This is a genomic window from Stutzerimonas sp. S1 (assembly GCF_025966695.1).
In the GTDB taxonomy this organism is placed as follows: Bacteria; Pseudomonadota; Gammaproteobacteria; order Pseudomonadales; family Pseudomonadaceae; genus Stutzerimonas.
The window spans coordinates 209,197-231,719 of sequence record NZ_JAOEIY010000004.1 but is presented as its reverse complement, the minus strand read 5'-3'; the positions used below and the strand labels follow the sequence as shown (position 1 = coordinate 231,719).

Below are 22,523 nucleotides of genomic sequence, written 5' to 3'. Positions count from 1 at the left end.
GGCGACGACGCGCCAGGGTCATTTTCCTGGCGGTGTGTGGGCTCGCCCATCAGCCTGAAACCGTTATTTCGAGCGTTCGGACGAGCGAACCACTTGCCAACACCGCTTTCACGCGGTTTGTGTCTGTCATTGGCTGAGACCCCAAGATGTAGGGTCTGCGCTGCAGCGGGCGACACCATAATGCCGGCCCGGGCCCATTGCAAGGCACCGTCCCTGAACAAGCTGTGGATAAGATGTGGGTGCTTTGTGGGTGAAAAGTGCAGTCGCCAGCGTAGCCCGCGTGCCGTCGAGGGCTGCCCGGCGGGCGACGAAATACCCGATTTTTTCTGCTGCCGATGGCGCTGGCTGATGCCGGCGGCCAACACTATATGTTGTGTTTGTTGCAAGCTCATTTTGTAGGCTTCTGGACGGGCGGGCGTTGGGTACAATGCCGCGCGTTTGTTTCGGTCTGGCGGTGTTGGTCGGAGGCATGGATGGAGCAAGAAGCGTGGCGGATCCTCATCGTCGAGGATGATCGGCGGCTGGCGGAGCTGACCCAGGAATATCTGCAGGGTGCCGGCGCATTCGACGTGGCCATCGAGGCCGACGGTGCTCGTGCGGTCGAGCGCATCGTCAGCGAGCGCCCCGACCTGGTGGTGCTCGATCTGATGCTGCCGGGCGAAGATGGCTTGTCCATCTGCCGCCAGGTACGCGATCGCTATGACGGGCCGATTCTGATGCTCACCGCCCGCGCCGACGATCTCGATCAGGTGCTGGGCCTGGAAACCGGCGCCGACGACTACGTCTGCAAACCGGTGCGTCCACGCCTCTTGCTGGCGCGTATCCGCGCACTGCTGCGGCGCCGCGAAGGCAACGAGGCGCCGGTGACGGACGTCAAGCGTCTGCAGTTCGGCCCGCTGGTGATCGACAGCGCGCTGCGCGAGGCGTGGTTGCGCGGCAAGGGTATCGAACTGACCGGCGCCGAATTCGATCTGCTCTGGCTGCTGAGCGTCAACGCGGGGCGCATCCTTTCCCGCGAGGAAATCTTTTCGCAGCTGCGCGGCATCGAGTACGACGGCCAGGACCGCTCCATCGATGTGCGCATCTCGCGCATCCGACCGAAGATTGGTGACGATCCGGAGCATCCGCGGCTGATCAAGACGGTTCGCGGCAAGGGCTATCTGTTCGTTTCCGAAGCCGCCGAAGCGCTGGTCTAACCGGACGCCCGATGAATTCGATCTTCCTGCGCATCTACGGCGGCATGCTGGCGGTGCTGGTGCTGGTGGCGCTGCTCGGCGCCGGCGGTCTGCAGCTGCTCAATCAGTTTCGTGCGGACGACCACCGCGAGCGCCTGGCCGCCGGCACCTTCCGCCTGATGGCACACAACATGAGCAGCATGACGCCGGTCGAGCGGCGCCAGGCGGCCAACCTGTGGGGGCGTCTGCTGGGGATTCCGTTGCGGGTGCGCACGCTGGATGACGTCAGTCTGGAGGATCGCCTGGAGGCCCGTCTGCTGCGCGGCCAGGTGCTGGTCGAGCAGATTCGTCCGCAGAGCACCACTGTGTTCAGCCTGGTCAGCGCTCGCGACGGGCTGGTGCTGACCGGCGAAGTGGAGCAGGTCAGCGAACAGCTGGCGCGGGCGACCATCTATCTACTGATCGACGAGTTGATCCGCTATCCGGAAACCGAACAGCCGCAGCGGCTGGCGGAGCTCAAGCAGGCACGCGGCTTCGGCTATCCGCTGCAACTGCTGACGCGCGACAGCGCCAGCCTCGACGACGACCAGCGCCGTCGCCTCGACGAGGGCGACACGGTGATGGCGCTGAACAAGGGCGGCGATGGCGTGCGGGTGTTCGCCGCGATTGCCGGCACGTCGTGGATCATGCAGCTCGGTCCGCTGTACCCGATGGATGCCTATCCGCCGCATCTATTGCTGTTGATCGGCCTGCTCGGGCTGTCGCTGATCGGTCTGACCGTCTATCTGCTGGTGCGCCAGCTCGAGCAGCGCCTGAGCGTGCTCGAGGCCGCCGCCACGCGCATCGCCGGCGGTAACCTCGCAGCGCGGGTGCCGGATGCCGGCAGCGACTCGGTCGGCCGTCTGGCAACAGCGTTCAACGGCATGGCCAAGCACTTGCAGCGGCTGTTGGCGGTGCAGCGCGAGATGGTCAGTGCGGTCGCTCACGAACTGCGTACGCCGGTCGCGCGCCTGCGTTTCGGCCTGGAGATGAGTGCCGACGCGCAGAGCGACGAGGCGCGGCGCAAATACCTGGCCGGGATGGACGCCGACATCGACGATCTGGACCGTCTGGTGGACGAGATGCTGGTCTATACGCGCCTCGAGCAGGGCCTGCCAGCCCTCAAGTTCACCCCGGTAGATCTGGCCGCACTGGTGGATCAGGTGATTGGCGAGCTGGCACCGCTGCGTCCGGCGATCCGGGTCGAACGCGGCCACTGCGTGCCGGCGGCCGACGGCAGCAGCTGGGCCGATGCCGAACCGCATTATCTGCGGCGTGCGCTGAGCAACCTGATCACCAATGCCACCCGCCACGCCCAGACGCAGGTGCAGGTCAGCTATGCCATCGACGGCGAGCAGGTCTGGCTGCGCGTCGAGGATGACGGCCCCGGGGTGCCGGAGGCGGACTGGGAGCGCGTATTTACCCCGTTCCTGCGTCTCGATGACAGCCGCACGCGGGCATCCGGCGGGCATGGGCTGGGGCTTTCCATCGTGCGGCGAATCATCTACTGGCATGCGGGCCGCTCGCAGGTTGGTCGTAGCGAGCTGGGCGGGGCCTGTTTCAGCCTGCGCTGGCCGCGTCGCCGTGCGCAGGTGGTGAACGAGGGTTGAGGGCATGCCTCAGAGGGGCACGCTCACCAGGCTCAGCAGATAGCCATCGAACTCGCAGAACTGACCTTCCAGCTCCACGCCACGCCGCCATTGCGCGGAAAGGTCGGTGAGCAGACGCAGGCGCGCGTAGCCGCTGTCGTCGAACGCCAGCAGCTCGGCATCCTGAAAGTAGAAGCGCTGGTTCACCAGCGGGTAGAGCGCCTTGAACAGGCTTTCCTTGAGCGAGAAGGTCAGCGTCACCCGTTGCGCGCGTCGCGCCGCAGACAGATCGGCGTAACCGAGCAGCTCGTTGGCGGTAAGAATCTCGCCGACCAGCCGGTCGGCCCGCTCGGTCGGCAGGCGCTTCTCGATATCCAGGCCAAGGCCGAGCCAGTCGTTGCGTCGGGCAACCACCACACCGGCCCAACCGGCCCCGTGAGTGATCGAACCGACCACACCGGCGGGCCAGCAAGGGGAGCGATCCGGCGCCACGCTCGGCACCGAGGGCACTCCGGTCAACCCTTGCAGCGCTTGGCGCGCGCACAGCCGGCCGGCGAGAAATTCCGCCTGGCGCTTGCTGACGCCATTGGGCAGCGGGATGCCCCAGCGCGGGAAATCCTCGGCATCGAGCAACGCCGGATCGAAGCGCGTACTCAGCAGGCGTACGCCCGGCAGTGCGCGTGGCAACGGCCAGTGGTCGTTCAAGCCAGTGCAGCAGCGGGGCAGGGGTGGCAGCGTGGTCATGCGGCGCATTCTGCCTCAAGCGGGCGTGTTGCGCAGTGCGTCTGCGCTCGCCTTTCATGCGTCGCGGCGGCGCTCGCACGCGCGGCCACCGGCCTGCTAGGGTGAGCGACATTGCCAGACAGGGAGAAACCGATGTTCGAATCCGCCGAGATTGGCCACGCGGTAGACAAGGCCACCTACGACGCCGAGGTGCCGACACTGCGCGAAGCGCTGTTGCAGGCGCAGTACCGGCTGCGGGAACAGGCGCGCTTTCCGGTGCTGATCCTGATCAACGGCATCGAGGGCGCCGGCAAGGGCGAGACGGTCAAGCTGCTCAATGAGTGGATGGACCCGCGGCTGATCACCGTCGAAAGCTTTGAGGTGCCGAGCGACGAGGAGCTGTCGCATCCGCCAGCCTGGCGTTACTGGCGGCGTCTGCCGCCGAAGGGGCGCACCGGCATCTTCTTCGGCGACTGGTACAGCAAGATGCTCGAAGATCGCGTGCACGGGCGCATCGACAAGGCCGAGCTGGAGCTGGCCATCGCCCGCGCGCAACGGCTGGAGCGCCTGCTCTGCGACGAAGGCACGCTGATCTTCAAGTTCTGGTTCCACCTGTCCAAGGCGCAGATGAAGGCGCGACTGGATTCGCTCAAGGACGACCCGCTGCACAGCTGGCGCATCAGCCCGCTGGACTGGCAGCAATCGAAGACCTACGACAAGTTCGTGCGCTACGGCGAGCAGGTGCTGCGCCGTAGCAGCCGTGACTTCGCGCCCTGGTACGTGATCGAGGGCGTCGACGAACGCTACCGCAGCCTGGCAGTCGGTCGCCTGCTGCTCGAGGGATTGCAGGCCGCGCTGGCCGCGGCGGAACAGCCGGTGAACGGCATCTCGCACCCTCATTCGGCGCCGCTCGCGCTGGACCTCGACCGCCTGACGCTGCTCGACAGCCTCGACCTCAGCCAGAAGCTCTACAAGGACAGCTATCAGGTTCAGTTGGCCGAGGAGCAGGCACGCCTGTCGCGGCTGCTGCGCGATCGGCGGATACGCAAGCGCGGCGTGCTGGCGCTGTTCGAGGGCCACGATGCGGCAGGCAAGGGCAGCACCATTCGCCGGGTCACCGGGGCGCTCGATCCGCGCCTGTACCGCACCGTGCAGATCGCCGCGCCGAGCGAGGACGAACGCGCCCAGCCCTGGCTGTGGCGCTTCTGGCGCAATGTGCCGGAGCGCGGCAAGTTCACCATCTTCGACCGCTCCTGGTACGGCCGCGTGCTGGTCGAGCGCGTCGAAGGCTTCTGTACACCGGACGAGTGGTTGCGCGCCTACAGTGAGATCAACGACTTCGAGGAGCAGTTGGTGGATGCCGGCGTGGTGCTGGTGAAGTTCTGGCTGTCGATCGACCAGGACACCCAGCTCGAGCGCTTCAAGGAGCGCGAAGAAACGCCGTTCAAGCGCTTCAAGATCACCGAGGAAGACTGGCGCAACCGCGAGAAGTGGGACGCCTATGCCGGCGCCGTGGCTGACATGGTCGACCGCACCAGCACCGAGATCGCGCCCTGGACGCTGGTCGAGGCCAACGACAAGCGCTTCGCCCGCATCAAGGTGCTGCGCACGCTCAACGAGGCGCTGGAGGCCGCCATCGCCAAGTAGCCGGCGGTGGACGATGGCCGTGCATAGGCGGGCTGAATGGTCGTCGCCAGCGGCGCGTCGGCGACACTATGCTCGGGACATCGCCAACAACAAGATCCTGAGGTGAGCCATGCGTGAAGTGGTAATCGTCGACAGCGTGCGGACCGGCCTGGCCAAGTCCTTCCGCGGCAAATTCAACATGACCCGTCCCGATGACATGGCGGCCCATTGCGTCGATGCGCTGCTGACGCGCAACGACCTCGATCCGCGACTGGTCGAGGACTGCATCGTCGGCGCCGGTTCCAACGAGGGCGCGCAGGGCTACAACATCGGGCGCAATGTCGCGGTGCTGTCGGGGTTGGGCATCGACTGCCCGGGCATGACGCTCAACCGTTATTGCTCGTCGGGCCTGCAGGCCATCGCCATCGCCGCCAACCAGATCGCATCCGGCTGCAGCGACGTGATCGTCGCCGGCGGGGTGGAGTCGATCACCCTCACGGCCAAGAGCCGCAACACTGACCACCTCTACAACCCGATCATCCAGGAGCGGGTACCGGGCATCTACCACAGCATGGGGCAGACCGCCGAACTGGTCGCCCGCCGCTACAACGTCACCCGCGAGCAGCAGGACCGCTACGCGCTGCAGAGCCAGCAGCGCACCGCGCGGGCGCAGGCCGAGGGGCTGTTCGTCGACGAGATTGTGCCGATGCAGGTGCGCTATTTCACCGAGGACAAGGCCACCGGCGAGCGGACCGAGCACGACGGCGTGGTCGATCGCGACGACTGCAACCGTCCGGATACCAGCTACGAGAGCCTGGCCGGGCTCAAGCCGGCATTCGCTGACGATGGTTCAGTGACCGCCGGCAACGCCTCGCAGCTCTCCGATGGTGCCTCGATGACCCTGGTGATGAGCCTGCAGAAGGCCATCGAGCTGGGCCTCAAGCCGCGTGCGTTCTTCCGTGGTTTCACCGTCGCCGGCTGCGAGCCGGAGGAGATGGGTATCGGTCCGGTGTACTCGGTGCCGCGCCTGCTCAAGGCCAAGGGGCTGAAGATCGACGATATCGACCTCTGGGAACTCAACGAAGCCTTCGCCTCGCAGTGCCTGTATTGCCGCGACAAGCTGGAAATCGACAACGAGAAGTTCAACGTCAACGGCGGTTCGATTTCCATCGGCCACCCGTTCGGCATGACCGGCTCACGCACCGCCGGCCACCTGATCCGCGAACTGCAGCGACGCAACCTGCGTTACGGCGTGGTGACCATGTGCGTCGGCGGCGGCATGGGCGCTTCCGGGCTGTTCGAAGCGGTGGGCTGAGCCGAACGGCGATCAATAAAAGAAACCCGCGCCACGGCGCGGGTTTCTTTTTGGCGTTGTAGGGTGGATAACCGCGACAGTGTTATCCACGGTTACCTGCCGACGCTGGCCGATCGTTGCCTCTGGGGTGGCAAACCGGTGGATGGCTGCGGCCATCCACCCTACGATCCGACCGGACACTGTAGGGTGGATAACCGCGCAGCGTTATCCACCGGCAGCGCCGCGCCAGACAAGCCTGCTCAGCCCTGCTGACCGGATTCGAGCATGCTTTCCGGGCGTACCCACTGATCGAACTCCTCATCGGTCAGGTAGCCCAGCTCCAGCGCCGCCTCGCGCAGCGTCTTGTTCTCGGCGTAAGCCTTCTTGGCGATCTCCGCCGCCTTGTCGTAGCCGATATGCGGGTTCAGCGCAGTGACCAGCATCAGCCCGCGCTCCAGGTGCTCGGCCATGCGCGCGGCATCCGGCTCCAGGCCCACCACGCAGTGCGTGTTGAAATTGCGGCAGCCATCGGCCAGCAGGCGGATCGATTGCAGCAGGTTGTGGATGATCACCGGCTTGAACACGTTGAGTTGCAGATGGCCCTGGCTGGCGGCGAAACCGATGGTCACGTCGTTGCCCATGACCTGGCAGGCGAGCATCGACAGCGCCTCGCACTGGGTCGGATTGACCTTGCCGGGCATGATCGAACTGCCGGGCTCGTTGGCCGGCAGCCGCACCTCGGCGAAACCGCCACGCGGGCCGGAGCCGAGCAGGCGCAGGTCGTTGGCGATCTTCATCAGTGCTACGGCGAGCGTCTTCAGCGCGCCGGACAGCGCCACCAGCGGCTCATGGCCGGCCAGTGCCGCGAACTTGTTCGGCGCCGAGACGAAGGGCAGGCCGGATAGCGCCGCCAGTTCCGCGGCGATCGCTTCGGCGAAGCCGTGCGGCGCATTCAGCCCGGTGCCGACCGCGGTGCCGCCCTGGGCCAGCTCATAGACCGCCGGCAAGGTCTGGCGAATTGCGCGCTCGGCGATATCCAGCTGGGCGACGAAGGCCGACAGCTCCTGGCCGAAGGTGATCGGCGTGGCGTCCATCATGTGCGTGCGCCCGGTCTTGACCAGCTTGCCATGGCGCGCCGCCTGCTCGGCAAGGCCGCCGGACAACTCGGCGATGGCCGGCAGCAGGTCTTGCTGGACCGCCCTCGCAGCGGCGATGTGCATCGCCGTGGGGAAGCAGTCGTTGGAGCTTTGCGCGCGGTTGACGTGATCGTTGGGGTGCACCGGACTCTTGCCGCCGCGGTTGCCGCCGGCCAGCTCGTTGGCGCGCCCGGCGATCACCTCGTTGACGTTCATGTTGCTTTGCGTGCCGCTGCCGGTCTGCCAGACCACCAGCGGGAACTGGTCATCGTGCTGGCCGTGCAGCACTTCGTCGGCAGCCTGCTCGATCAGTCGGGCGACGTCAGGCGGCAGGTCGCCGATGCGGTTATTCACGCGCGCGGCGGCCTTCTTGATCAGAGCCAGCGCGTGCAGTACGGCCAGCGGCATGCGCTGGTCGCCGATGGCGAAATTGACCAGCGAACGCTGGGTCTGCGCCCCCCAGTAGGCCTGCTCGGGTACCTCGATCGGGCCCAGACTGTCGGTTTCGGTGCGTGTCATGCTGTGCTCCTGATGAGTGATCAATGCTTAGGCTGTCCGGGCGCGGTGCGGGTTCCGTGCGTCGGCGCCGGTTCTTGAGGCATTGGAACTCCGGGCGCAGAATGTGTCCATTGAGGGCTACCTATTGCCCATTCAGGAAAAATCCAATGTCCATGTTTCGTGTTTTCGGCTTCTGCACCGCTGTGTTTCTCACCCTTGTCAGCGCCGCCGCCCATGCCGACCAGGCCAGCCATGCGCGCAATGCCGAGCGCTTCCTGCAACTGGCCAACGCTGACCGACTCGCCGTGCCGGTGTATGCGCAGGTGCAGCAGATGTTCGCCCAGCGCTTCGCCGAAACCCAGGCGCCGGAGAGCAAGAAGGCGCTGCTCGAGCGCTATCAGGCCAAGGCCGATGCGGCACTGGACAAGGCCATCGGCTGGAAGAAGCTCGAGCCCGAGCTGATCACTCTCTATACCACCCAGTTCACCGAGCAGGAGTTGGCCGGGCTGATCGAGTTCTACCAGTCGCCGCTGGGTAAGAAAATGCTCGCCAAGCTGCCGGAGCTCAATGCGCGTTCGGCCCAGCTGACCCAGCAGAAGCTCGAAGCCGCCGTGCCGGAAGTGAACAAGCTGTTGGCCGAGATGACGGCCGAACTCGATACCCAGAAGCCCTGACGGAGCCAGAATGTCCAAGATCGAACTGATTCAGAACGCCCTGCAAGCGCTCGAGCCGCAGCACCTTGAGGTGTTCGACGAGAGCCACATGCACAGCCGCGGGCAGGAAACCCACTACAAGGCGGTGATCGTGAGCCCGCAATTTTCCGGGCTCAATTCGGTCAAGCGCCATCAGAAGGCCTATGCGGCCATGGGCGAGCTGATGCAGCAGGTGCATGCGCTGGCGCTGCACACCTACACCCCCGAGGAATGGGCACAGCAGACCGCCGTGCCGGCGTCGCCGGTGTGCGCCGGCGGGCACAAGTAACCTCGCCGAGGTCGTTCGGCGGCTGCGAGCACGCCAGCAGCGACTTGTTTGCTAGAATCCGCACCCCGCGCCGGCTCACGCCGGCGCTTTCGTTTTGCTTGCCCCGTCCGCCCTTTGCGAGGGCGACCACCGGAGGAAATCAGCATGACCGCGAAGATCGTCGTCGCGGCGCTGTACAAGTTCGTCGCTTTGCCGGACTACGTCGCGCTGCGCCAACCCCTGCTCGATACGCTCACCGCCCATGGCATCCGCGGCACGCTGCTGCTGGCCGAGGAGGGCATCAACGGCACCGTGTCCGGCAGCCGCGCGGCGATCGATGCGCTGCTCGCCTGGTTCGCCCGCGACTCACGCCTGGCCGATATCGACCACAAGGAGTCGTACTGCGATGAGCAGCCGTTCTACCGCACCAAGGTCAAGCTGAAGAAGGAAATCGTCACCCTCGGCGTGCCCGGGGTCGATCCCAACCAGCGCGTCGGCACCTACGTCGAACCGAAAGACTGGAACGCGTTGGTCGACGATCCCGAGGTGCTGCTGATCGACACGCGCAACGACTACGAAGTCGCCATCGGTACCTTCGAGGGTGCGGTCGATCCCAAGACCGCCTCCTTCCGCGAGTTTCCCGAGTACATCAAGGTGCATTACGACCCGGCCCGGCACAAGAAGGTGGCGATGTTCTGCACCGGCGGCATCCGCTGCGAGAAGGCGTCGAGCTACATGCTCGGCGAGGGCTTCGAGGAGGTCTATCACCTCAAGGGCGGCATCCTCAAATACCTCGAGGAGGTGCCGGAGGCCGAGAGTCGCTGGCGTGGCGACTGCTTCGTGTTCGACAACCGCGTGACCGTGCGCCACGACCTGTCGGCCGGCGATTTCGACCTGTGCCACGCCTGTCGCAGCCCGATCTCCGTGGAAGACCGTCAGTCCGAGCACTACGCTGCCGGTATCAGTTGCCCCCACTGCTGGGACACGCTCAGCGAGAAGACCCGCGCCAGCGCCCGCGAACGGCAGAAGCAGATCGAGCTGGCACGCCAGCGCAACCAGCCCACACCCATCGGGCGCGATCCGCGGCAACCGGACGCATGACCGCCGCGGCGATGGCGGCCTAGGCTGCGCTCCGCGACGACCCGATACTGCGATTCACCCGACCGTCCCATCCGCCACTGGCCCGGAGAAACCATGAGCGCTCGACTGATCTATGTGATGGACCCGATGTGCTCCTGGTGCTGGGGCTTCGCACCGGTGCTGCAGGTACTGGCTGAGCAGGCGCGGGTCAGCGACGTGCCGTTGACACTGGTGGTCGGCGGCTTGCGCCGCGAGCACGCGGCGATGGATCAGGCCGGTCGGGTTCGCACGCTGTCCTACTGGCAGGCGGTGCACGAGGCCACCGGCCAGCCGTTCAACTTCGATGCCGGCCTGCCCGAAGGACTGGTTTACGACACCGAGCCGGCCTGCCGCGCGCTGGTGGCCGCGCGCAGTCTCGAGCCAAGCTGCGTCTGGCCGCTGGCCCAGCTTATCCAGCAGGCGTTCTACGCCGAGGGCCGCGATGTGACCCTGCCGGCGCAGCTGGTCGAACTGGCCGAAGCCGCCGGCATCCCGCGCATCGAGTTCGCCGAGTGCTTCGACTCGCCGGACTGCCGGACCGCCACTGCGGGCGATTTCGCTTGGGCGCAGAATCTGGGTATTGCCGGTTTTCCGACCCTGCTCGCCCAACGCCACGGCCAGCTGGCATTGCTGACCAACGGTTACCAGCCGCAGGAGCTGCTCGCACCGCTGCTGGCGCGCTGGCTGGAGCGCAACGCCCATGCCTGACCAGCTCAGCTGGGCGGAGATTCGCCGCCTCGCCCTGCGTCATCGCAAGGCGCTGTTCCTTGCCAATCTGGTGGCGGTGCTGGCGACGCTGTGCAGCGTGCCGATTCCGCTGTTGCTGCCGTTGCTGGTGGACGAAGTGCTGCTGGGGCAGGGTGACAGCGCGCTGCAGGTCATGGACCAGCTGCTGCCGCAGACGTGGCAGACGGCGGTTGGCTATATCGGCCTGATGCTGGGCGTGACCTTGCTGCTGCGCAGCTCGGCGCTGGTGTTCAACGTCCTGCAGGCGCGATTGTTCGCGCGGCTGTCGAAGGACATCGTCTACCGCATCCGCGTGCGGCTGATCGAGCGGCTCAAACGCATCGCCCTGGCCGAGTACGAAAGCCTCGGCGGTGGCACCGTGGCGGCGCATCTGGTCACCGATCTGGAAACCATCGACAAGTTCATCGGCGAGACCCTCAGCCGTCTGCTGGTGGCGCTGCTGTCGATCGTCGGCACCGCGGCCATTCTGGTGTGGATGCACTGGCAGCTGGCGCTGCTGATCCTGCTGTTCAACCCGCTGGTGATCTACGCCACGGTGCAGCTGGGCAAGCGGGTCAAGCATCTGAAGAAGCTGGAGAACGACAGCACCGCCGGCTTCACCCAGGCGCTGACCGAAACCCTCGACGCGATACAGGAAGTGCGCGCCGGCAATCGCCAGGGTTTCTTCCTTGGCCGGTTGGGGCTGAAGGCGCGCGAGGTGCGCGACTACGCGGTGGCCTCGCAATGGAAGACTGATGCCTCCAACCGCGCCAGCGGCCTGCTGTTCCAGTTTGGCATCGATGTGTTCCGCGCCGCGGCGATGCTCACCGTGCTGTTCTCCGACCTGTCCATCGGCCAGATGCTCGCGGTATTCAGCTACCTGTGGTTCATGATCGGCCCGGTGGAGCAGCTGCTCAGCCTGCAGTACGCCTTCTACGCCGCCGGTGGCGCGCTGACGCGCATCAACCAGCTGCTGGCGCGCGCCGACGAACCGCAGTATGCCGGTAGCCAGGACCCATTCGCCGGGCACGACACCGTGGCCATCGAGGTGCGCGGGCTGCACTTTTCCTATCAGGACGAGCCGGTGCTGGAGGGCTTGGACCTGACCATTGCCGCCGGCGAGAAGGTGGCCATTGTCGGCGCCAGCGGTGGCGGCAAGAGCACGCTGGTGCAGTTGCTGCTGGGGCTGTATCAGCCGCAGGCCGGGGAAATCCGTTTCGGCGGCGTGCCGCTCGCGGACATCGGTCTGAACACGGTGCGCGACAACGTCGCGGTGGTGCTGCAGCATCCGGCGCTGTTCAACGACACGGTGCGCGCCAACCTGTGCATGGGTCGCGAGCGCGACGATGCCAGCTGCTGGCGGGCGTTGGAAATCGCTCAGTTGGCCGATACCGTGCGCCAGTTGCCGCAGGGTCTCGACAGCATCGTCGGGCGCTCCGGCGTGCGTCTGTCGGGCGGGCAGCGCCAGCGTCTGGCGGTGGCGCGGATGGTGCTGGCCGAACCCAAGGTGGTGATTCTCGACGAGGCCACCTCCGCGCTGGATGCGGCCACCGAGTACGCGCTGCATCAGCAGCTGACGCGTTTTCTCAAGGGGCGTACCACGCTGATCATCGCCCACCGCCTGTCGGCGGTGAAGCAGGCGGATCGGGTGCTGGTGTTCGATGGCGGCCGCATCGCCGAGCAGGGCGAGCATCAGCAGCTGATCGCCGAGGGTGGTCTGTACGCCAAGCTGTACGGCCACCTGCAGCACTGATCAGCGGTCGCTGCGTGGAAATGGCCTGACGCGGTTGTCGCCTCCCCCAACGGCAACCGCGCAGGCGCTGACTCAGAAGCTCTTGGAGACCGACAGGGTCAGGTTGGCGTCGCAGTCGTCGTCATCGGTGTAACCCATGTTGGCGACGCACTCGGAGATGTCGGTGTCGCTGTACATCAGCGCAACGTCGAGCGTGGCAATGGTCTTGCTGAGGGTGACGCTCCAGTCGTTGTACTGCTCATCGGCGTCCAGCTCGGCATTCTTGGTGTCGGTATGTCCGTAGGCCAGGCCGAGGCCGATCTCGTAAGGCAACTCGTACTCATAACTGATGAAGGAGTACAGCGCGCTGCTTGGGTCGTAGGCGTACTTGGCGCCGACCGTGAAGCCGTAGGCGCTGAGCTTGCCGATCCATTCGTCGACGTTGTACGAGCTGGCCTGCGGATAGGTGTAGGTGTTCCAGGACAGGTCGTAGCTCAGCCAGTCGGTCAGGTCACCGCCGTAGCCGACGTAGTAGTCGACCTCCATGTCGGCGCCACCGGAATTGCCGGTGAACACCTGATCGTCGACGTTGGATGCCCAGGCGCCGATGTACAGCCCGCTTTCGTGGGCGATGTCCAGGCTGCCCTGTACGGCGCCCGAACCCCCGGTCTGCGATTGCCCGCGCCAGATGTAATCGCTCGCCAGGGTGGCGGTCATGCTGACATCGAAGTCGCCGATGGCCGAAGGTACCGTCTCGCTGGCGGCCAGCGCGCTGAAGCCCATGGTCGAAACAGCGGTGAGCGCAACGGTGAGTTGCTTGAGCATGGTGATGACTCCCTGTTGGTAACGCGAGGGTGTGCCCCTCGTCGCGGAACCTGATCGCTATCAGGCGGGAGCGTCATAGCAGTTTGCTTGCCAATCTCGGAAAAAGCCTTTCCAGTCATGTGGTTATGAGGTTTAGGGATGTGCCTCCCGCTTCGGCAAGCGGCATGATCGCGCTAATTTGAGGCGATAAACGGTCGATTGATCGAGCTCGCACTCTTTTGGGGCTACCGTCAGTCTTAAGGCGCCAAAAAAAGCTAACTATTTGCTCAACTATTAGTACCCTTTGCCGACTTCCAAGCCGTGCCTCACAAAACGGAAATTTTCTGATGCGATCATTTGCCCAACTGTTCACCCACCTGTCCGTCGGTAAGAAGCTGACTCTCGGTTTCGGCATGGTGCTGTTGCTGACCATGGCCGTGGCGGCGACCGGCTTCGTCGCGGTGGATACCACCGTTACGCGGTCGCGGCAGATCAACCAGGTGGCGCAGATCAATGCGGACATCCTTGCGGCCCGCGGACAGGAGCGTGACTACGCGCTAACCCGCCAGGAGCAGTCGGCTGCCGCATTGCGCGAGACGCTGGCCAAGCTGAACGGTGAAATCGACGAGCTGGCAACGGGCGCCAGCAGTGCCGAGCAGGCCAATCTGCAGCGCATTCGGCAGGCCGCAGCGGAATACGGACGCCTGTTCGACCAGTACGGTCAGCTCATTGCCCACGGCGTCGAGCTGCGCAAGCGGATGGGAGTGGCCGCGCAGAAGAGCCGTGAAGAGTTCGAATATATCGAACTGGACATGTACGACGCGGTTCGCGTGTTGCGCCTGGAAGGCGACCGCCTCAAGGGCAGCGATCCGCTGACCGTCGCCGAAGCCACGTCCGGCCTGACCAAGAACATCCTCGACCTGCGCACCCAGGAAAACGCCTATGTCGCGACGAGTGCCCAGGAGGCGGCGGACAGCTGGAATTCGCTGCACTCGGACGTCGTCACGATCGGCAGCAACCTGAAGATCTGGCTGAACGACGAGCAGAAAGGGTCGATGGACACCGCCCTGGCCGAACTGGAGAGCTATCGTCGCGCCTTCGACGAGTTCCGCGACAACCGTAGCAAGCGCCTCGAGGTAGAGCGGCAGATGGCCGAACAATCCCGCCTGGTGATCGAGGCCGCCGATCAGACGCTGGTCGCGGCCACCGAGGAAATGCGCGCCCAGCGTGCTAGCACTTACCTGCTGCTGGCAGTGATCGGTGCGCTGGCGATCATCATCGGCCTGGTTGCCGCCGCCAGCATTTCGCGGATGATCGTGGTCCCGCTGCGCCAGACCGTGGTGCAGGCCCAGCGGGTGGCCAGCGGTGATCTGACCCAGTCCCAGGCGAGCACGCGCGGCGACGAGCTGGGCCAGCTGCAGAATGCCATGCACGACATGACCGACAGCCTGCGCGGCCTGATCGGGCGCATAGGCGGCGGCGTCAGCCAGATCGCGGCGGCGGCCGAGCAGCTGTCCTCCGTCACGGCGCAGACCAGTGCCGGTGTGGAGAAGCAGCGCGAGGAGACCGATCAGGTCGCCACCGCCATGAACGAAATGGCCGCGACGGTGCAGGAAGTCGCGCGCAACGCCGAGCAGGCGTCGGTCGCCGCACAGCAGGCGGACCAGCAATCGCGCCAAGGTGATCGGGTGGTCAGAGGCGCGATCGGCGAGATCGGCAATCTGTCTGCCGAAGTGGAGCATTCGGCACAGGCTATCGAGGCCTTGAACACCGAGAGTGGGCGCATCGGCAGCGTGTTGGAGGTGATCCGTGCGGTCGCCGAGCAGACCAACCTGCTGGCGCTCAACGCCGCCATCGAAGCCGCGCGTGCCGGCGAGCAGGGTCGCGGCTTCGCCGTGGTGGCCGACGAGGTGCGTGCGCTGGCGCGGCGTACCCACGACTCCACCGAGGAGATCGAAGGGCTGATCGGCAACCTGCAGCGCGTCGCGCAGCAAGCGGTCGAGCAGATGGAGACCAGTCGCAACCTGACCCAGCACACCGTCGAACTGGCCAACGAGGCCGGGACGGCTCTGGGCCGTATCACCGAGTCGGTATCGACCATCGAGCAGATGAACCAGCAGATCGCCGCCGCTGCCGAGCAGCAGAGTGCGGTCGCCGAAAACATTTCCGAGAGCGTGACCCGTGTGCGCGACATCGGCGAGCAGAGCGCCAGCGCCAGCGAGCAGACCGCGGCCGCCAGTGCCGAGCTGGCCAGACTCGGGGCCGAACTGCAGGGGCTGGTCCGGCAGTTCCGCACCTGATGGCTGCTCGCTGAACAATCTACCCCGGCCTGGCGCCGGGGTTTTTGTTGGTGTCGATTGCGCCGGCTGCCGGCCTCAGCGTCGGCTCAGGTCGGTTGCCCAGTCGCCCAGCGGCACGTCGGGATGTTGCTGCCAGATGCGCCGCCAGAGCACTTCGAGGCGGCTCAGATCGCCGCGTTCGGCGGGCAGACGCTCAGCATTGTCGAGCAGCGTCCAGCCGCTGCCGTTGCGTTCGGCCAGCGGGAAGCGGAACGGATGGAAACCGGTCATGCCCAGTCGCAGATCGGTGACCAGCAGCTGGCCGTCCTCTTCGTCGTAGCGCAACAGGCCGCCAGTGAACCATTGCAGGCGTGCATGGTGCGGCGAGTCGGTGAGTGCCGCCGCCAGATGCTGGCCGCGTGGCAACGCCACCAGCTGCGGCGGTGCCTCGTCGAGCCAGCCGACCAATGCCTCGTGGTAGCGCTCGCCGTCTACCAGGATTACCCGCCAGAGCAGGCTGTTGAACGGCGTTGGTGTGCTGAACATGCGCTCCGCCTGAATACCCTCGCGCGTCATCTCCGCCAGGACACGTTGCTCGGCCATCTGCTTGCCGGCCACGGTGAAGCCAAGGTAGAGCGAAGACAGCAGCAGCGCGACGGCTGGCCAGTGCGCGGCGCGGCCGCGCAGGCCGGTCAGCCCGGTGACCAGCACCGCCAGCAGTAGCGGCACGCTGTACAGCGGATCGATGATGAACACGCTGGACCAGGCGATTGGCGGCGTATCCAGCGGCCACAGCAGCTGCGTGCCGTAGCTAGTGAAGGCATCGAGTAGTACATGGGTGAGCAGCACCAGCCAGAGCGTGAGAAACAGGCGCGCAGCGGAGTAGCCCGGATCGGGCCGGAATCGGCGTGCGAGGACCGCCAGCAGCAGAGCGAGGCCGCTGACCACGAACAGCGAGTGGCTGAAACCGCGGTGATAGGTCATGTTCGCCACCGCATCGCCATAGTCGATGACCACGTCGAGATCTGGCAACGTGCCGAGCATGGCGCCATATAGCAGGGCCTTGCGGCCTTGCCAGCGACCGAGCAGCGCCGCCTGCACGCTGGCGCCGAGTACTGCCTGGGTGATCGAATCCATCAGCAGGTCCGTGAATCTGGGTGGTTTACCTTAGCCGAGGCCTCGGGGCTGATTGCACGGAAATTGTGTTCAAACCTGTCCGTCATGCCGCGCGCGTAGGACAATCCCGCCAACTCCCTGCGTGCCGAAGGCCCCATGCTGGAAATTTCCAACACCGTGCAGCTGCCCGATGCCGAGATCGAGCTCACCGCGATCCGTGCCCAGGGGGCCGGCGGGCAGAACGTCAACAAGGTATCCAGCGCGTTGCACCTGCGCTTCGATATCAACGCCTCGTCGTTGCCGTCGTTCTACAAGGAGCGCCTGCTGGCGCTACGCGACAGCCGTATCACCAGTGACGGCGTGATCATCATCAAGGCGCAGCGCTATCGGACTCAGGAGCAGAACCGCGCCGACGCGCTGGAACGCCTCGTCGAGCTGATCCGCAGCGTCACCAAGGTGGAGAAGGCGCGACGCCCGACCCGACCGACCCTGGGGTCGAAGACGCGCCGGCTGGAGGGCAAGAGCAAACGCGGTGCGATCAAGGCCGGGCGCGGCAAGGTGGATTTCTGAGGCGCGGCAGCTGTCAGGTGCCGGTGCGTTTTTCCTCGAGCGGTTCTTCGGGCGGCAGGTCGTCCAGGTGCTCCTCGTTGAGCGGTTCGGCAGGCACTGTTTCCGGCGCATCGGGCATCAGCTCCATCACCGTAGGGCTGGTGCGCAGCATCGGCGTGAAATGGCCGTGGGGTTCGGTGACCAGGTCGACAACCCTGCGTGGGCGGTAGATGGCATAGAAGGCCAGAATGCCGAGCGACACCGCGTAGAACAGCGGCAGCGCGACCGGCCCTGCCAGATGCATCAGGCCACCGGCGATGACGGGGCCGAGCGCGGCACCGAAGCCGTTGGCCAGCAGCAGACCACTGGAGCCGGAAAGAATCTCGTCGGGGTTCAGGTGATCGACCATCTGTGCCACAGCGATGGAGTAGATCGAAAACGCCAGTCCACCCCAGACGAACATCAGCCCCAGCAGCGCCGGCCCGGCCTCGAGCACTGTCAGGCCCAGTGGCAGCGCCGCGGCCAGAGCCGCCACCCAGAGCAGTACCGTGCGCCGCTCGAAGCGATCGGAGAGCAGACCGACCGGCCATTGCAGCACCGCGCCGCCGAGGATGGTCATGCTCATCATCAGGCCGATACCTGCGGCATCGAAGCCCACTTCGCTGGCATAGACCGGCGCCAGTCCCCAGAAACCGCCGAGGGTGAATCCCGAGATGCCGGCCGCCATCAGCGGCAGCGGAGCGATGCGCGCCAACTGCAGTAGGTCAGTCGGCGGTACGTCCGGGAGCGTTGGCTGCGGCTGGCGGGTGAGGGTGATGGGCATCAGCGCGCCGCCGATGAGAATGGTCGCCACGGCAAAGAGGGTGAACTCCAGCGGGCTGCCCAGCCCCAGCAACTGCTGGGCGGCTGCCAGCGAGCCGAGGTTCACCGCCATGTAGACGGCGAACACCTGGCCACGCTTCTCGCCATTTACCTGAGCGTTGAGCCAGCTTTCGATGACCATGTACAGCGTCACCAGCGCGACCCCGTACATCACGCGTAGCACCAGCCACACCCAGGGGTTGACGATCAGTACGTGCAGCAGCACCGCGGTTGCCGCCAGCGCGGCGTAGAAAGAAAAGGTCCGGATATGTCCGATGCGCCGGATCAGCGAGGGCGCGAGCCAGGTGCCTATCAGGAAGCCGGCGAAGTAGCCGGACATCAGCAGGCCGATCAGGCCGGTCGAGTAGCCCTCGGCCACCCCGCGCAGCGTCAGCAGTGTATTCAGCAACCCGTGCCCCAGCAGGAGCAGGGCCACGCCGGCGAGCAGTGAGCTGATGGGGGCGATCAAGGACTTCATTAGCGACACCCTAGGTAACGAAGTTAGCGAAAGCAAGTTGCGACGCGACTGGCGTGGTTGACGCTGGGCTGCAACTGGATGATTCGAAAGAAAATGCGGCGACGAGGCTTTCTGAGCGGAGCGGAGCTCCGCCATGTCGTCGACAGCAGGCTGCGCTCAGGATTCCCCTGCGAGGGAGTTCGCCAGCGGCTCGGCAAGTCGCACGGCCTGATTCAGCGACTGCACCGCCTCGGCCACCGCTTGCCGATCCAGCGCACCTTCCAACGAGGTAGCCGCCTGCTCGACGATTGCCTGGGCATGGCGCAGCAGGACGCGCTCGCTGTCGAGATCGGTGGCGCTGAACAACAGGTTCTTGCAGGCCTGCAGCAGCGTCAGCAATACCTGCAGGTCATTGCGGCCGTAGCAGCGCAACGCCCCGAACGCCAGGTGCAGCAAGTGGTGCAGGTCCAACTCGCTGAAATAGATTCGTGGCACGCCTTGTTCGGGGGCGACGTCGTGGGCCGGCAATTTCATGCGTTCGGCGAACAGCACGCCCATCATGTCGATCGCCTTGATCGCCGTGCCGGGGTCGTTGATCCCCGGGCTCAGTGCGCGCACGGCGATCTCGACGATCTGCTTGAAGCCGAAGAAGAAATGCCGGTGGGCATATTCCTCGACGTAGAAATCGAAGCAGTCCAGCAGCTGCTCGACGCAACGCTCGTCCAGCTCGCGGTCCAGCCGTATGAGCGGGTGCCCGGGCATGACGAAGAAGCCGTAATGCACCTGCACGGTCATGCACGCATCCTGCTCGTCCAGCAATGCCTGCGCGGCGCTGACGTTCAGCGCCTTGAAATAGCCCGAGCGCCGAGCCCTTATCGTCAGCCATCGGCGGTCGTCAGGCCAATCCGGGAGCGGGCGTCGGGCCTGTCTTTCGCACCGCTGCTGGAGTTGTGCGTGGGTCTGCTTGTAGACGCGGTTGAGGATGAAGTCGACCTGGATCGACAGCGAGATGGAGCGGATGAAGTACACGAACAGGCACAGGCAGACCACGCCGAGACCCAGCGCGAGGAAGATTCCCAGGCTCGGCACGTTGATGTCGGCGCCTTCCTGAATGGTCGAGATGAGCATCAGCGAGTCGATGATCGTGCCCAGATAAACGCCCAGCACTAGCTGGTGGCTGCGGCTGCTGATCAACCCAGGGATCACCCGCGGCGATAGCGACGAAGCGGCCGAGTTGAGCACTACCATTACCATCGAGAAGCTGAACACCATCAACGAGATGATGCCGCCGACCAGGGTGCCGAGAATCAGCCGGGCGTTGTCGGCATTCTTCACCAGCCCCAGGTCGAGGTCTTCCTTGTAGGGCTGCAACCAGGTCATTTCCAGCACGATGGTGACGAGACACAGGCAGACGAGGCCCAGGGCGATCAGTGTCGGATAGAAGGCGATGCTGCCGATCACCCGGTGATACAGGCGGAACAGCCTGTTGGTCAGTGCGGACATGGTGGCTCCCTGCGATGGTCCGCCGAAGCGGGACTACCCGCCTTTCGGCAGCATCCGGGGCGTAACGTTCGCTCAGGCCGTGTCGCCGGGCGTCAGTGTTGCGATCAGCGCGAGCACGTAGCCGGGCAGGGCATCCCGCTCGCGCACCAGGATGCTGCGTTCGCGCACCGCCCAGGGTTCGTCGAGCGGTACCAGGGCGAACTGCATGGTGCGGCTGCGCCGGCGCGCGGCGGCTTCCGGAATGATGCCGGTGCCGACACCGGCCTCGATCATCCGGCACACCGCCTCGAAGCTCGGCAGCCAACCGCTCCTGAAACCAAGCGGGCTGCCGGCGAAGAGCGCCGCGCAGCCGCGCGGGCAGGGTGCCGTGTGACCTCGCCCAGCTTCTTCGCCAATCAATTTCGCGGCGCCTGTGCAGATGAGACAGGCCCGCTTTTTTTACCCAGGCGAACGCTTATGCTGACCGCTCGACCAACGTAAGGAGACGCCGGCATGAGTCGTTATGCCTTTGTCAGCACGCCGGTGCTGGATATCGCTTATCTCGAATGGAATCCCCGTGGCCAGCAGGTAGCCGTGCTTGTACACGGCTGGCCGGATTGCCCGGAAGGCTGGATCGCCGTGGCCGAGCGCCTTGCCGCGGCTGGCTATCGCGTGCTGTGCCCGACACTGCGTGGTTTCGGGCGGACGCGCTTTATCGACCCGCTGACCCCGCGCAGCGGGCAGCTGGCCGCACTGGGGCGTGACCTGCTGGATTTCATCGACGCGCTGCGCCTCGATCAGCCGGTGCTGGTCGGTCACGACTGGGGCGCGCGCGCAGTGGCCAACGCCTGCGGGCTGCGACACCACGCGGCGGCACGGCTGGTGATGCTGGCGGTGGGCTACGGCACCAATGACCCGAACCAGCACATCTCGCTGAGTCAGGCGCGCAACTACTGGTATCACTGGTACATGGCCACGCCACGCGGTGAGCACACGGTAGTCGAGGATCGCGCGGCCTTTACGCGGCTGCTGTGGGATACCTGGTCTCCGGCCGGCTGGTACGCCGAGGCGGATTTCATCCAGGCGCTGAAGGCGTTCGACAACCCGGACTGGGCTGCCGTGGTACTGCATTCCTATCGCCACCGCTGGGGCTTCGTCGACGGTGATCCGGCCTATGCACAGGACGAGGCGCTACTGCAGCCGGCCCCGGTGCTCGCTGTGCCGACGCTCGTGCTGCACGGCGAGGCCGATACCTGTAACGCACCGGAGACCTCGGCCGGGCGCGAAGCCATGTTCAGCGGGCCCTACCACCGACAGTTGTTGCCTGGAGTAGGTCATTTCCCTCAGCGCGAGGCGCCGCAAGCGGTGGCCGAGGCGATCCTGCAGTTCTGTCAGGGCGTCTGATCAGACGCCTGCTTACTCCATCCACTTCGGTTTCGGATAACGGCGATCGGCCTTGCCTGCCTTGAGTACCGCGCCCGGCACGTCGTGGCCGACCAGTTGGGGCAGGTCGGCGGCGCATTGCAGCAGGCGGTCGAGATCGACGCCGGTGTCTAGGCCCATGCGCTGGAACATATGCACGAGATCTTCGGTGCAGATGTTGCCGCTGGCGCCGGGCGCGTAAGGGCAGCCGCCGAGTCCGCCGAGCGAGGCATCGAAGCGGTCGATGCCGGCGTTCAGCGCTGCCAGCGCGTTGGCCAGGCCCATGCCGCGGGTATTGTGGAAGTGTGCGGTGAATACTGCCTGTGGCCAGCTGTTCAGCACTTCGCGGCAGATTCGCTCGACCTGCGCCGGGTCGGCCATGCCGGTGGTGTCGCAGAGGGTGATGCCCTGCACGCCGATCTCCAGCAGGCGTCGCACCAGCTCATAGATGCGCCGCTCGGGCACATCGCCCTCGAAGGGGCAGCCGAAGGTGGTCGATAGCGAGGCGTTGATGAACACGCCACTGCCGCGAGTGACTTCGATGATTTCGCGGAACTGCACCAGCGACTGCTCAGGCGTCATGCGCAGGTTGGCCAGGCCGTGGGTATCGCTGGCCGACATCACCAGGTTGATCTCGTCCACCTCGCAGGCCAGGGCGCGCTCGCAGCCCTTCACGTTGGGCACCAGCACGGTGTACTCGACGCCCTCCGCACGGCGGATGCTGCGCATCACGTCCTCGGCGTCGCGCAGGTTGGGGATGGCCTTGGGCGAGGTGAAGGAGGTGACCTCGATCTTCGCCAGCCCGGTTTGCGAGAGGCGGTCGATCAGGGCGATCTTGGCTTCGGTTGGCACGAAGTCCGCTTCGATCTGGAAGCCGTCGCGGGTGGCGACTTCCTGGATATAAAGGCGTTTGCTCATGGGAATCCTGTCGGTTGG

19 protein-coding genes and 1 pseudogene are annotated in these 22,523 nt (G+C 65.5%); 12 read left to right on the top strand and 8 right to left on the bottom strand.

Features of this window, described 5'->3' with window-relative positions; all coding sequences use genetic code 11:
- The first annotated feature begins 473 nt into the window (after positions 1–473).
- On the top strand, positions 474–1,196 hold the full coding sequence (locus tag N8H22_RS10280) for a winged helix-turn-helix domain-containing protein (RefSeq protein WP_264590407.1): 723 nt from the start codon (positions 474–476) through the stop codon (positions 1,194–1,196).
- Positions 1,197–1,207: 11 nt separating this feature from the next.
- The gene (locus tag N8H22_RS10275; protein ID WP_264590406.1) at positions 1,208–2,824 is read left to right on the top strand and encodes an ATP-binding protein; all 1,617 of its coding nucleotides are present in this window, start codon (positions 1,208–1,210) and stop codon (positions 2,822–2,824) included.
- A 9-nt stretch (positions 2,825–2,833) separates the two neighbouring features.
- On the opposite strand, the gene N8H22_RS10270 is transcribed toward N8H22_RS10275, so the two are convergent.
- Entirely contained in the window at positions 2,834–3,547 is a 714-nt protein-coding gene (locus N8H22_RS10270) for a 4'-phosphopantetheinyl transferase superfamily protein (protein ID WP_264590634.1), read from the bottom strand.
- Between the two features lie 132 nt (positions 3,548–3,679).
- Here N8H22_RS10270 and pap point away from each other — a divergent pair, with 132 nt between their 5' ends.
- Both pap and N8H22_RS10260 read left to right on the top strand, forming a co-directional pair.
- Positions 3,680–5,173 (top strand): polyphosphate:AMP phosphotransferase, encoded by a 1,494-nt coding sequence (gene pap / locus N8H22_RS10265; protein ID WP_264590405.1) that lies wholly within the window; start codon positions 3,680–3,682, stop codon positions 5,171–5,173.
- A gap of 109 nt (positions 5,174–5,282) precedes the next feature.
- On the top strand, positions 5,283–6,467 hold the full coding sequence (locus N8H22_RS10260) for a thiolase family protein (RefSeq protein ID WP_264590404.1): 1,185 nt from the start codon (positions 5,283–5,285) through the stop codon (positions 6,465–6,467).
- Between the two features lie 239 nt (positions 6,468–6,706).
- On the opposite strand, the gene N8H22_RS10255 is transcribed toward N8H22_RS10260, so the two are convergent.
- Positions 6,707–8,101, bottom strand: a complete 1,395-nt coding sequence (locus N8H22_RS10255; RefSeq protein ID WP_264590403.1) for a class II fumarate hydratase — start codon at positions 8,099–8,101, stop codon at positions 6,707–6,709.
- Positions 8,102–8,247: 146 nt separating this feature from the next.
- Here N8H22_RS10255 and N8H22_RS10250 point away from each other — a divergent pair, with 146 nt between their 5' ends.
- From N8H22_RS10250 to N8H22_RS10230, 5 genes are all read left to right on the top strand, one after another.
- The gene (locus N8H22_RS10250; RefSeq protein WP_264590402.1) at positions 8,248–8,754 is read left to right on the top strand and encodes a DUF2059 domain-containing protein; all 507 of its coding nucleotides are present in this window, start codon (positions 8,248–8,250) and stop codon (positions 8,752–8,754) included.
- Positions 8,755–8,764: 10 nt separating this feature from the next.
- Positions 8,765–9,061: a BolA family protein gene (locus N8H22_RS10245; protein ID WP_264590401.1), complete on the top strand. Its 297-nt coding sequence runs from the start codon at positions 8,765–8,767 to the stop codon at positions 9,059–9,061.
- A 144-nt stretch (positions 9,062–9,205) separates the two neighbouring features.
- Positions 9,206–10,141 (top strand): rhodanese-related sulfurtransferase, encoded by a 936-nt coding sequence (locus N8H22_RS10240; protein WP_264590400.1) that lies wholly within the window; start codon positions 9,206–9,208, stop codon positions 10,139–10,141.
- 93 nt (positions 10,142–10,234) lie between these two features.
- Positions 10,235–10,867, top strand: coding sequence for a DsbA family protein (locus tag N8H22_RS10235; RefSeq protein ID WP_264590399.1), 633 nt, complete (start codon positions 10,235–10,237; stop codon positions 10,865–10,867).
- Positions 10,860–12,638 carry an ABC transporter ATP-binding protein gene (locus N8H22_RS10230; protein WP_264590398.1) on the top strand — a complete coding sequence of 593 codons (1,779 nt, stop codon included), beginning with the start codon at positions 10,860–10,862 and terminating at the stop codon, positions 12,636–12,638. The genes N8H22_RS10235 and N8H22_RS10230 overlap by 8 nt, the downstream gene beginning before the upstream one ends.
- 72 nt (positions 12,639–12,710) lie before the next feature.
- Here the strand turns inward: N8H22_RS10230 and N8H22_RS10225 are convergent, their stop codons facing one another.
- On the bottom strand, positions 12,711–13,442 hold the full coding sequence (locus N8H22_RS10225; RefSeq protein ID WP_264590397.1) for a TorF family putative porin: 732 nt from the start codon (positions 13,440–13,442) through the stop codon (positions 12,711–12,713).
- Positions 13,443–13,768: 326 nt separating this feature from the next.
- Between N8H22_RS10225 and N8H22_RS10220 the strand changes: the two genes are divergently transcribed.
- Positions 13,769–15,721: a methyl-accepting chemotaxis protein gene (locus N8H22_RS10220; RefSeq protein WP_264590396.1), complete on the top strand. Its 1,953-nt coding sequence runs from the start codon at positions 13,769–13,771 to the stop codon at positions 15,719–15,721.
- 75 nt (positions 15,722–15,796) lie between these two features.
- Here N8H22_RS10220 and N8H22_RS10215 read toward each other — a convergent pair whose 3' ends face one another.
- Positions 15,797–16,837: a metal-dependent hydrolase gene (locus N8H22_RS10215; RefSeq protein WP_264590395.1), complete on the bottom strand. Its 1,041-nt coding sequence runs from the start codon at positions 16,835–16,837 to the stop codon at positions 15,797–15,799.
- Between the two features lie 135 nt (positions 16,838–16,972).
- Here N8H22_RS10215 and arfB point away from each other — a divergent pair, with 135 nt between their 5' ends.
- On the top strand, positions 16,973–17,386 hold the full coding sequence (gene arfB, locus N8H22_RS10210) for an alternative ribosome rescue aminoacyl-tRNA hydrolase ArfB (RefSeq protein WP_264590394.1): 414 nt from the start codon (positions 16,973–16,975) through the stop codon (positions 17,384–17,386).
- 13 nt (positions 17,387–17,399) lie between these two features.
- Here the strand turns inward: arfB and N8H22_RS10205 are convergent, their stop codons facing one another.
- From N8H22_RS10205 to N8H22_RS10195, 3 genes and pseudogenes are all read right to left on the bottom strand, one after another.
- A complete protein-coding gene (locus N8H22_RS10205) occupies positions 17,400–18,704 on the bottom strand; it encodes an MFS transporter (RefSeq protein WP_264590393.1) in 1,305 nt (434 codons plus the stop codon).
- 156 nt (positions 18,705–18,860) lie between these two features.
- Complete coding sequence (locus N8H22_RS10200) at positions 18,861–20,186, bottom strand: DUF2254 domain-containing protein (RefSeq protein WP_264590392.1); 1,326 nt, start codon at positions 20,184–20,186, stop codon at positions 18,861–18,863.
- A 72-nt stretch (positions 20,187–20,258) separates the two neighbouring features.
- Positions 20,259–20,480 (bottom strand): annotated as a pseudogene (locus N8H22_RS10195) (LysR substrate-binding domain-containing protein); the annotation flags it as partial.
- Positions 20,481–20,678: 198 nt separating this feature from the next.
- Here N8H22_RS10195 and N8H22_RS10190 point away from each other — a divergent pair.
- A complete protein-coding gene (locus tag N8H22_RS10190; protein ID WP_264590391.1) occupies positions 20,679–21,569 on the top strand; it encodes an alpha/beta hydrolase in 891 nt (296 codons plus the stop codon).
- A gap of 12 nt (positions 21,570–21,581) precedes the next feature.
- Here the strand turns inward: N8H22_RS10190 and N8H22_RS10185 are convergent, their stop codons facing one another.
- Positions 21,582–22,505, bottom strand: a complete 924-nt coding sequence (locus tag N8H22_RS10185; RefSeq protein WP_264590390.1) for a hydroxymethylglutaryl-CoA lyase — start codon at positions 22,503–22,505, stop codon at positions 21,582–21,584.
- Positions 22,506–22,523 lie beyond the last annotated feature (18 nt).

Bases quoted from the DNA above. Each gene is read 5' to 3' on its own strand.
- N8H22_RS10280 (WP_264590407.1), top strand. From the start codon at position 474: ATGGAGCAAGAAGCGTGGCGGATCCTCATCGTCGAGGATGATCGGCGG.
- N8H22_RS10275 (WP_264590406.1), top strand. From the start codon at position 1,208: ATGAATTCGATCTTCCTGCGCATCTACGGCGGCATGCTGGCGGTGCTG.
- N8H22_RS10270 (WP_264590634.1), bottom strand. From the start codon at position 3,547: ATGACCACGCTGCCACCCCTGCCCCGCTGCTGCACTGGCTTGAACGAC.
- pap (WP_264590405.1), top strand. From the start codon at position 3,680: ATGTTCGAATCCGCCGAGATTGGCCACGCGGTAGACAAGGCCACCTAC.
- N8H22_RS10260 (WP_264590404.1), top strand. From the start codon at position 5,283: ATGCGTGAAGTGGTAATCGTCGACAGCGTGCGGACCGGCCTGGCCAAG.
- N8H22_RS10255 (WP_264590403.1), bottom strand. From the start codon at position 8,101: ATGACACGCACCGAAACCGACAGTCTGGGCCCGATCGAGGTACCCGAG.
- N8H22_RS10250 (WP_264590402.1), top strand. From the start codon at position 8,248: ATGTCCATGTTTCGTGTTTTCGGCTTCTGCACCGCTGTGTTTCTCACC.
- N8H22_RS10245 (WP_264590401.1), top strand. From the start codon at position 8,765: ATGTCCAAGATCGAACTGATTCAGAACGCCCTGCAAGCGCTCGAGCCG.
- N8H22_RS10240 (WP_264590400.1), top strand. From the start codon at position 9,206: ATGACCGCGAAGATCGTCGTCGCGGCGCTGTACAAGTTCGTCGCTTTG.
- N8H22_RS10235 (WP_264590399.1), top strand. From the start codon at position 10,235: ATGAGCGCTCGACTGATCTATGTGATGGACCCGATGTGCTCCTGGTGC.
- N8H22_RS10230 (WP_264590398.1), top strand. From the start codon at position 10,860: ATGCCTGACCAGCTCAGCTGGGCGGAGATTCGCCGCCTCGCCCTGCGT.
- N8H22_RS10225 (WP_264590397.1), bottom strand. From the start codon at position 13,442: ATGCTCAAGCAACTCACCGTTGCGCTCACCGCTGTTTCGACCATGGGC.
- N8H22_RS10220 (WP_264590396.1), top strand. From the start codon at position 13,769: ATGCGATCATTTGCCCAACTGTTCACCCACCTGTCCGTCGGTAAGAAG.
- N8H22_RS10215 (WP_264590395.1), bottom strand. From the start codon at position 16,837: ATGGATTCGATCACCCAGGCAGTACTCGGCGCCAGCGTGCAGGCGGCG.
- arfB (WP_264590394.1), top strand. From the start codon at position 16,973: ATGCTGGAAATTTCCAACACCGTGCAGCTGCCCGATGCCGAGATCGAG.
- N8H22_RS10205 (WP_264590393.1), bottom strand. From the start codon at position 18,704: ATGAAGTCCTTGATCGCCCCCATCAGCTCACTGCTCGCCGGCGTGGCC.
- N8H22_RS10200 (WP_264590392.1), bottom strand. From the start codon at position 20,186: ATGTCCGCACTGACCAACAGGCTGTTCCGCCTGTATCACCGGGTGATC.
- N8H22_RS10190 (WP_264590391.1), top strand. From the start codon at position 20,679: ATGAGTCGTTATGCCTTTGTCAGCACGCCGGTGCTGGATATCGCTTAT.
- N8H22_RS10185 (WP_264590390.1), bottom strand. From the start codon at position 22,505: ATGAGCAAACGCCTTTATATCCAGGAAGTCGCCACCCGCGACGGCTTC.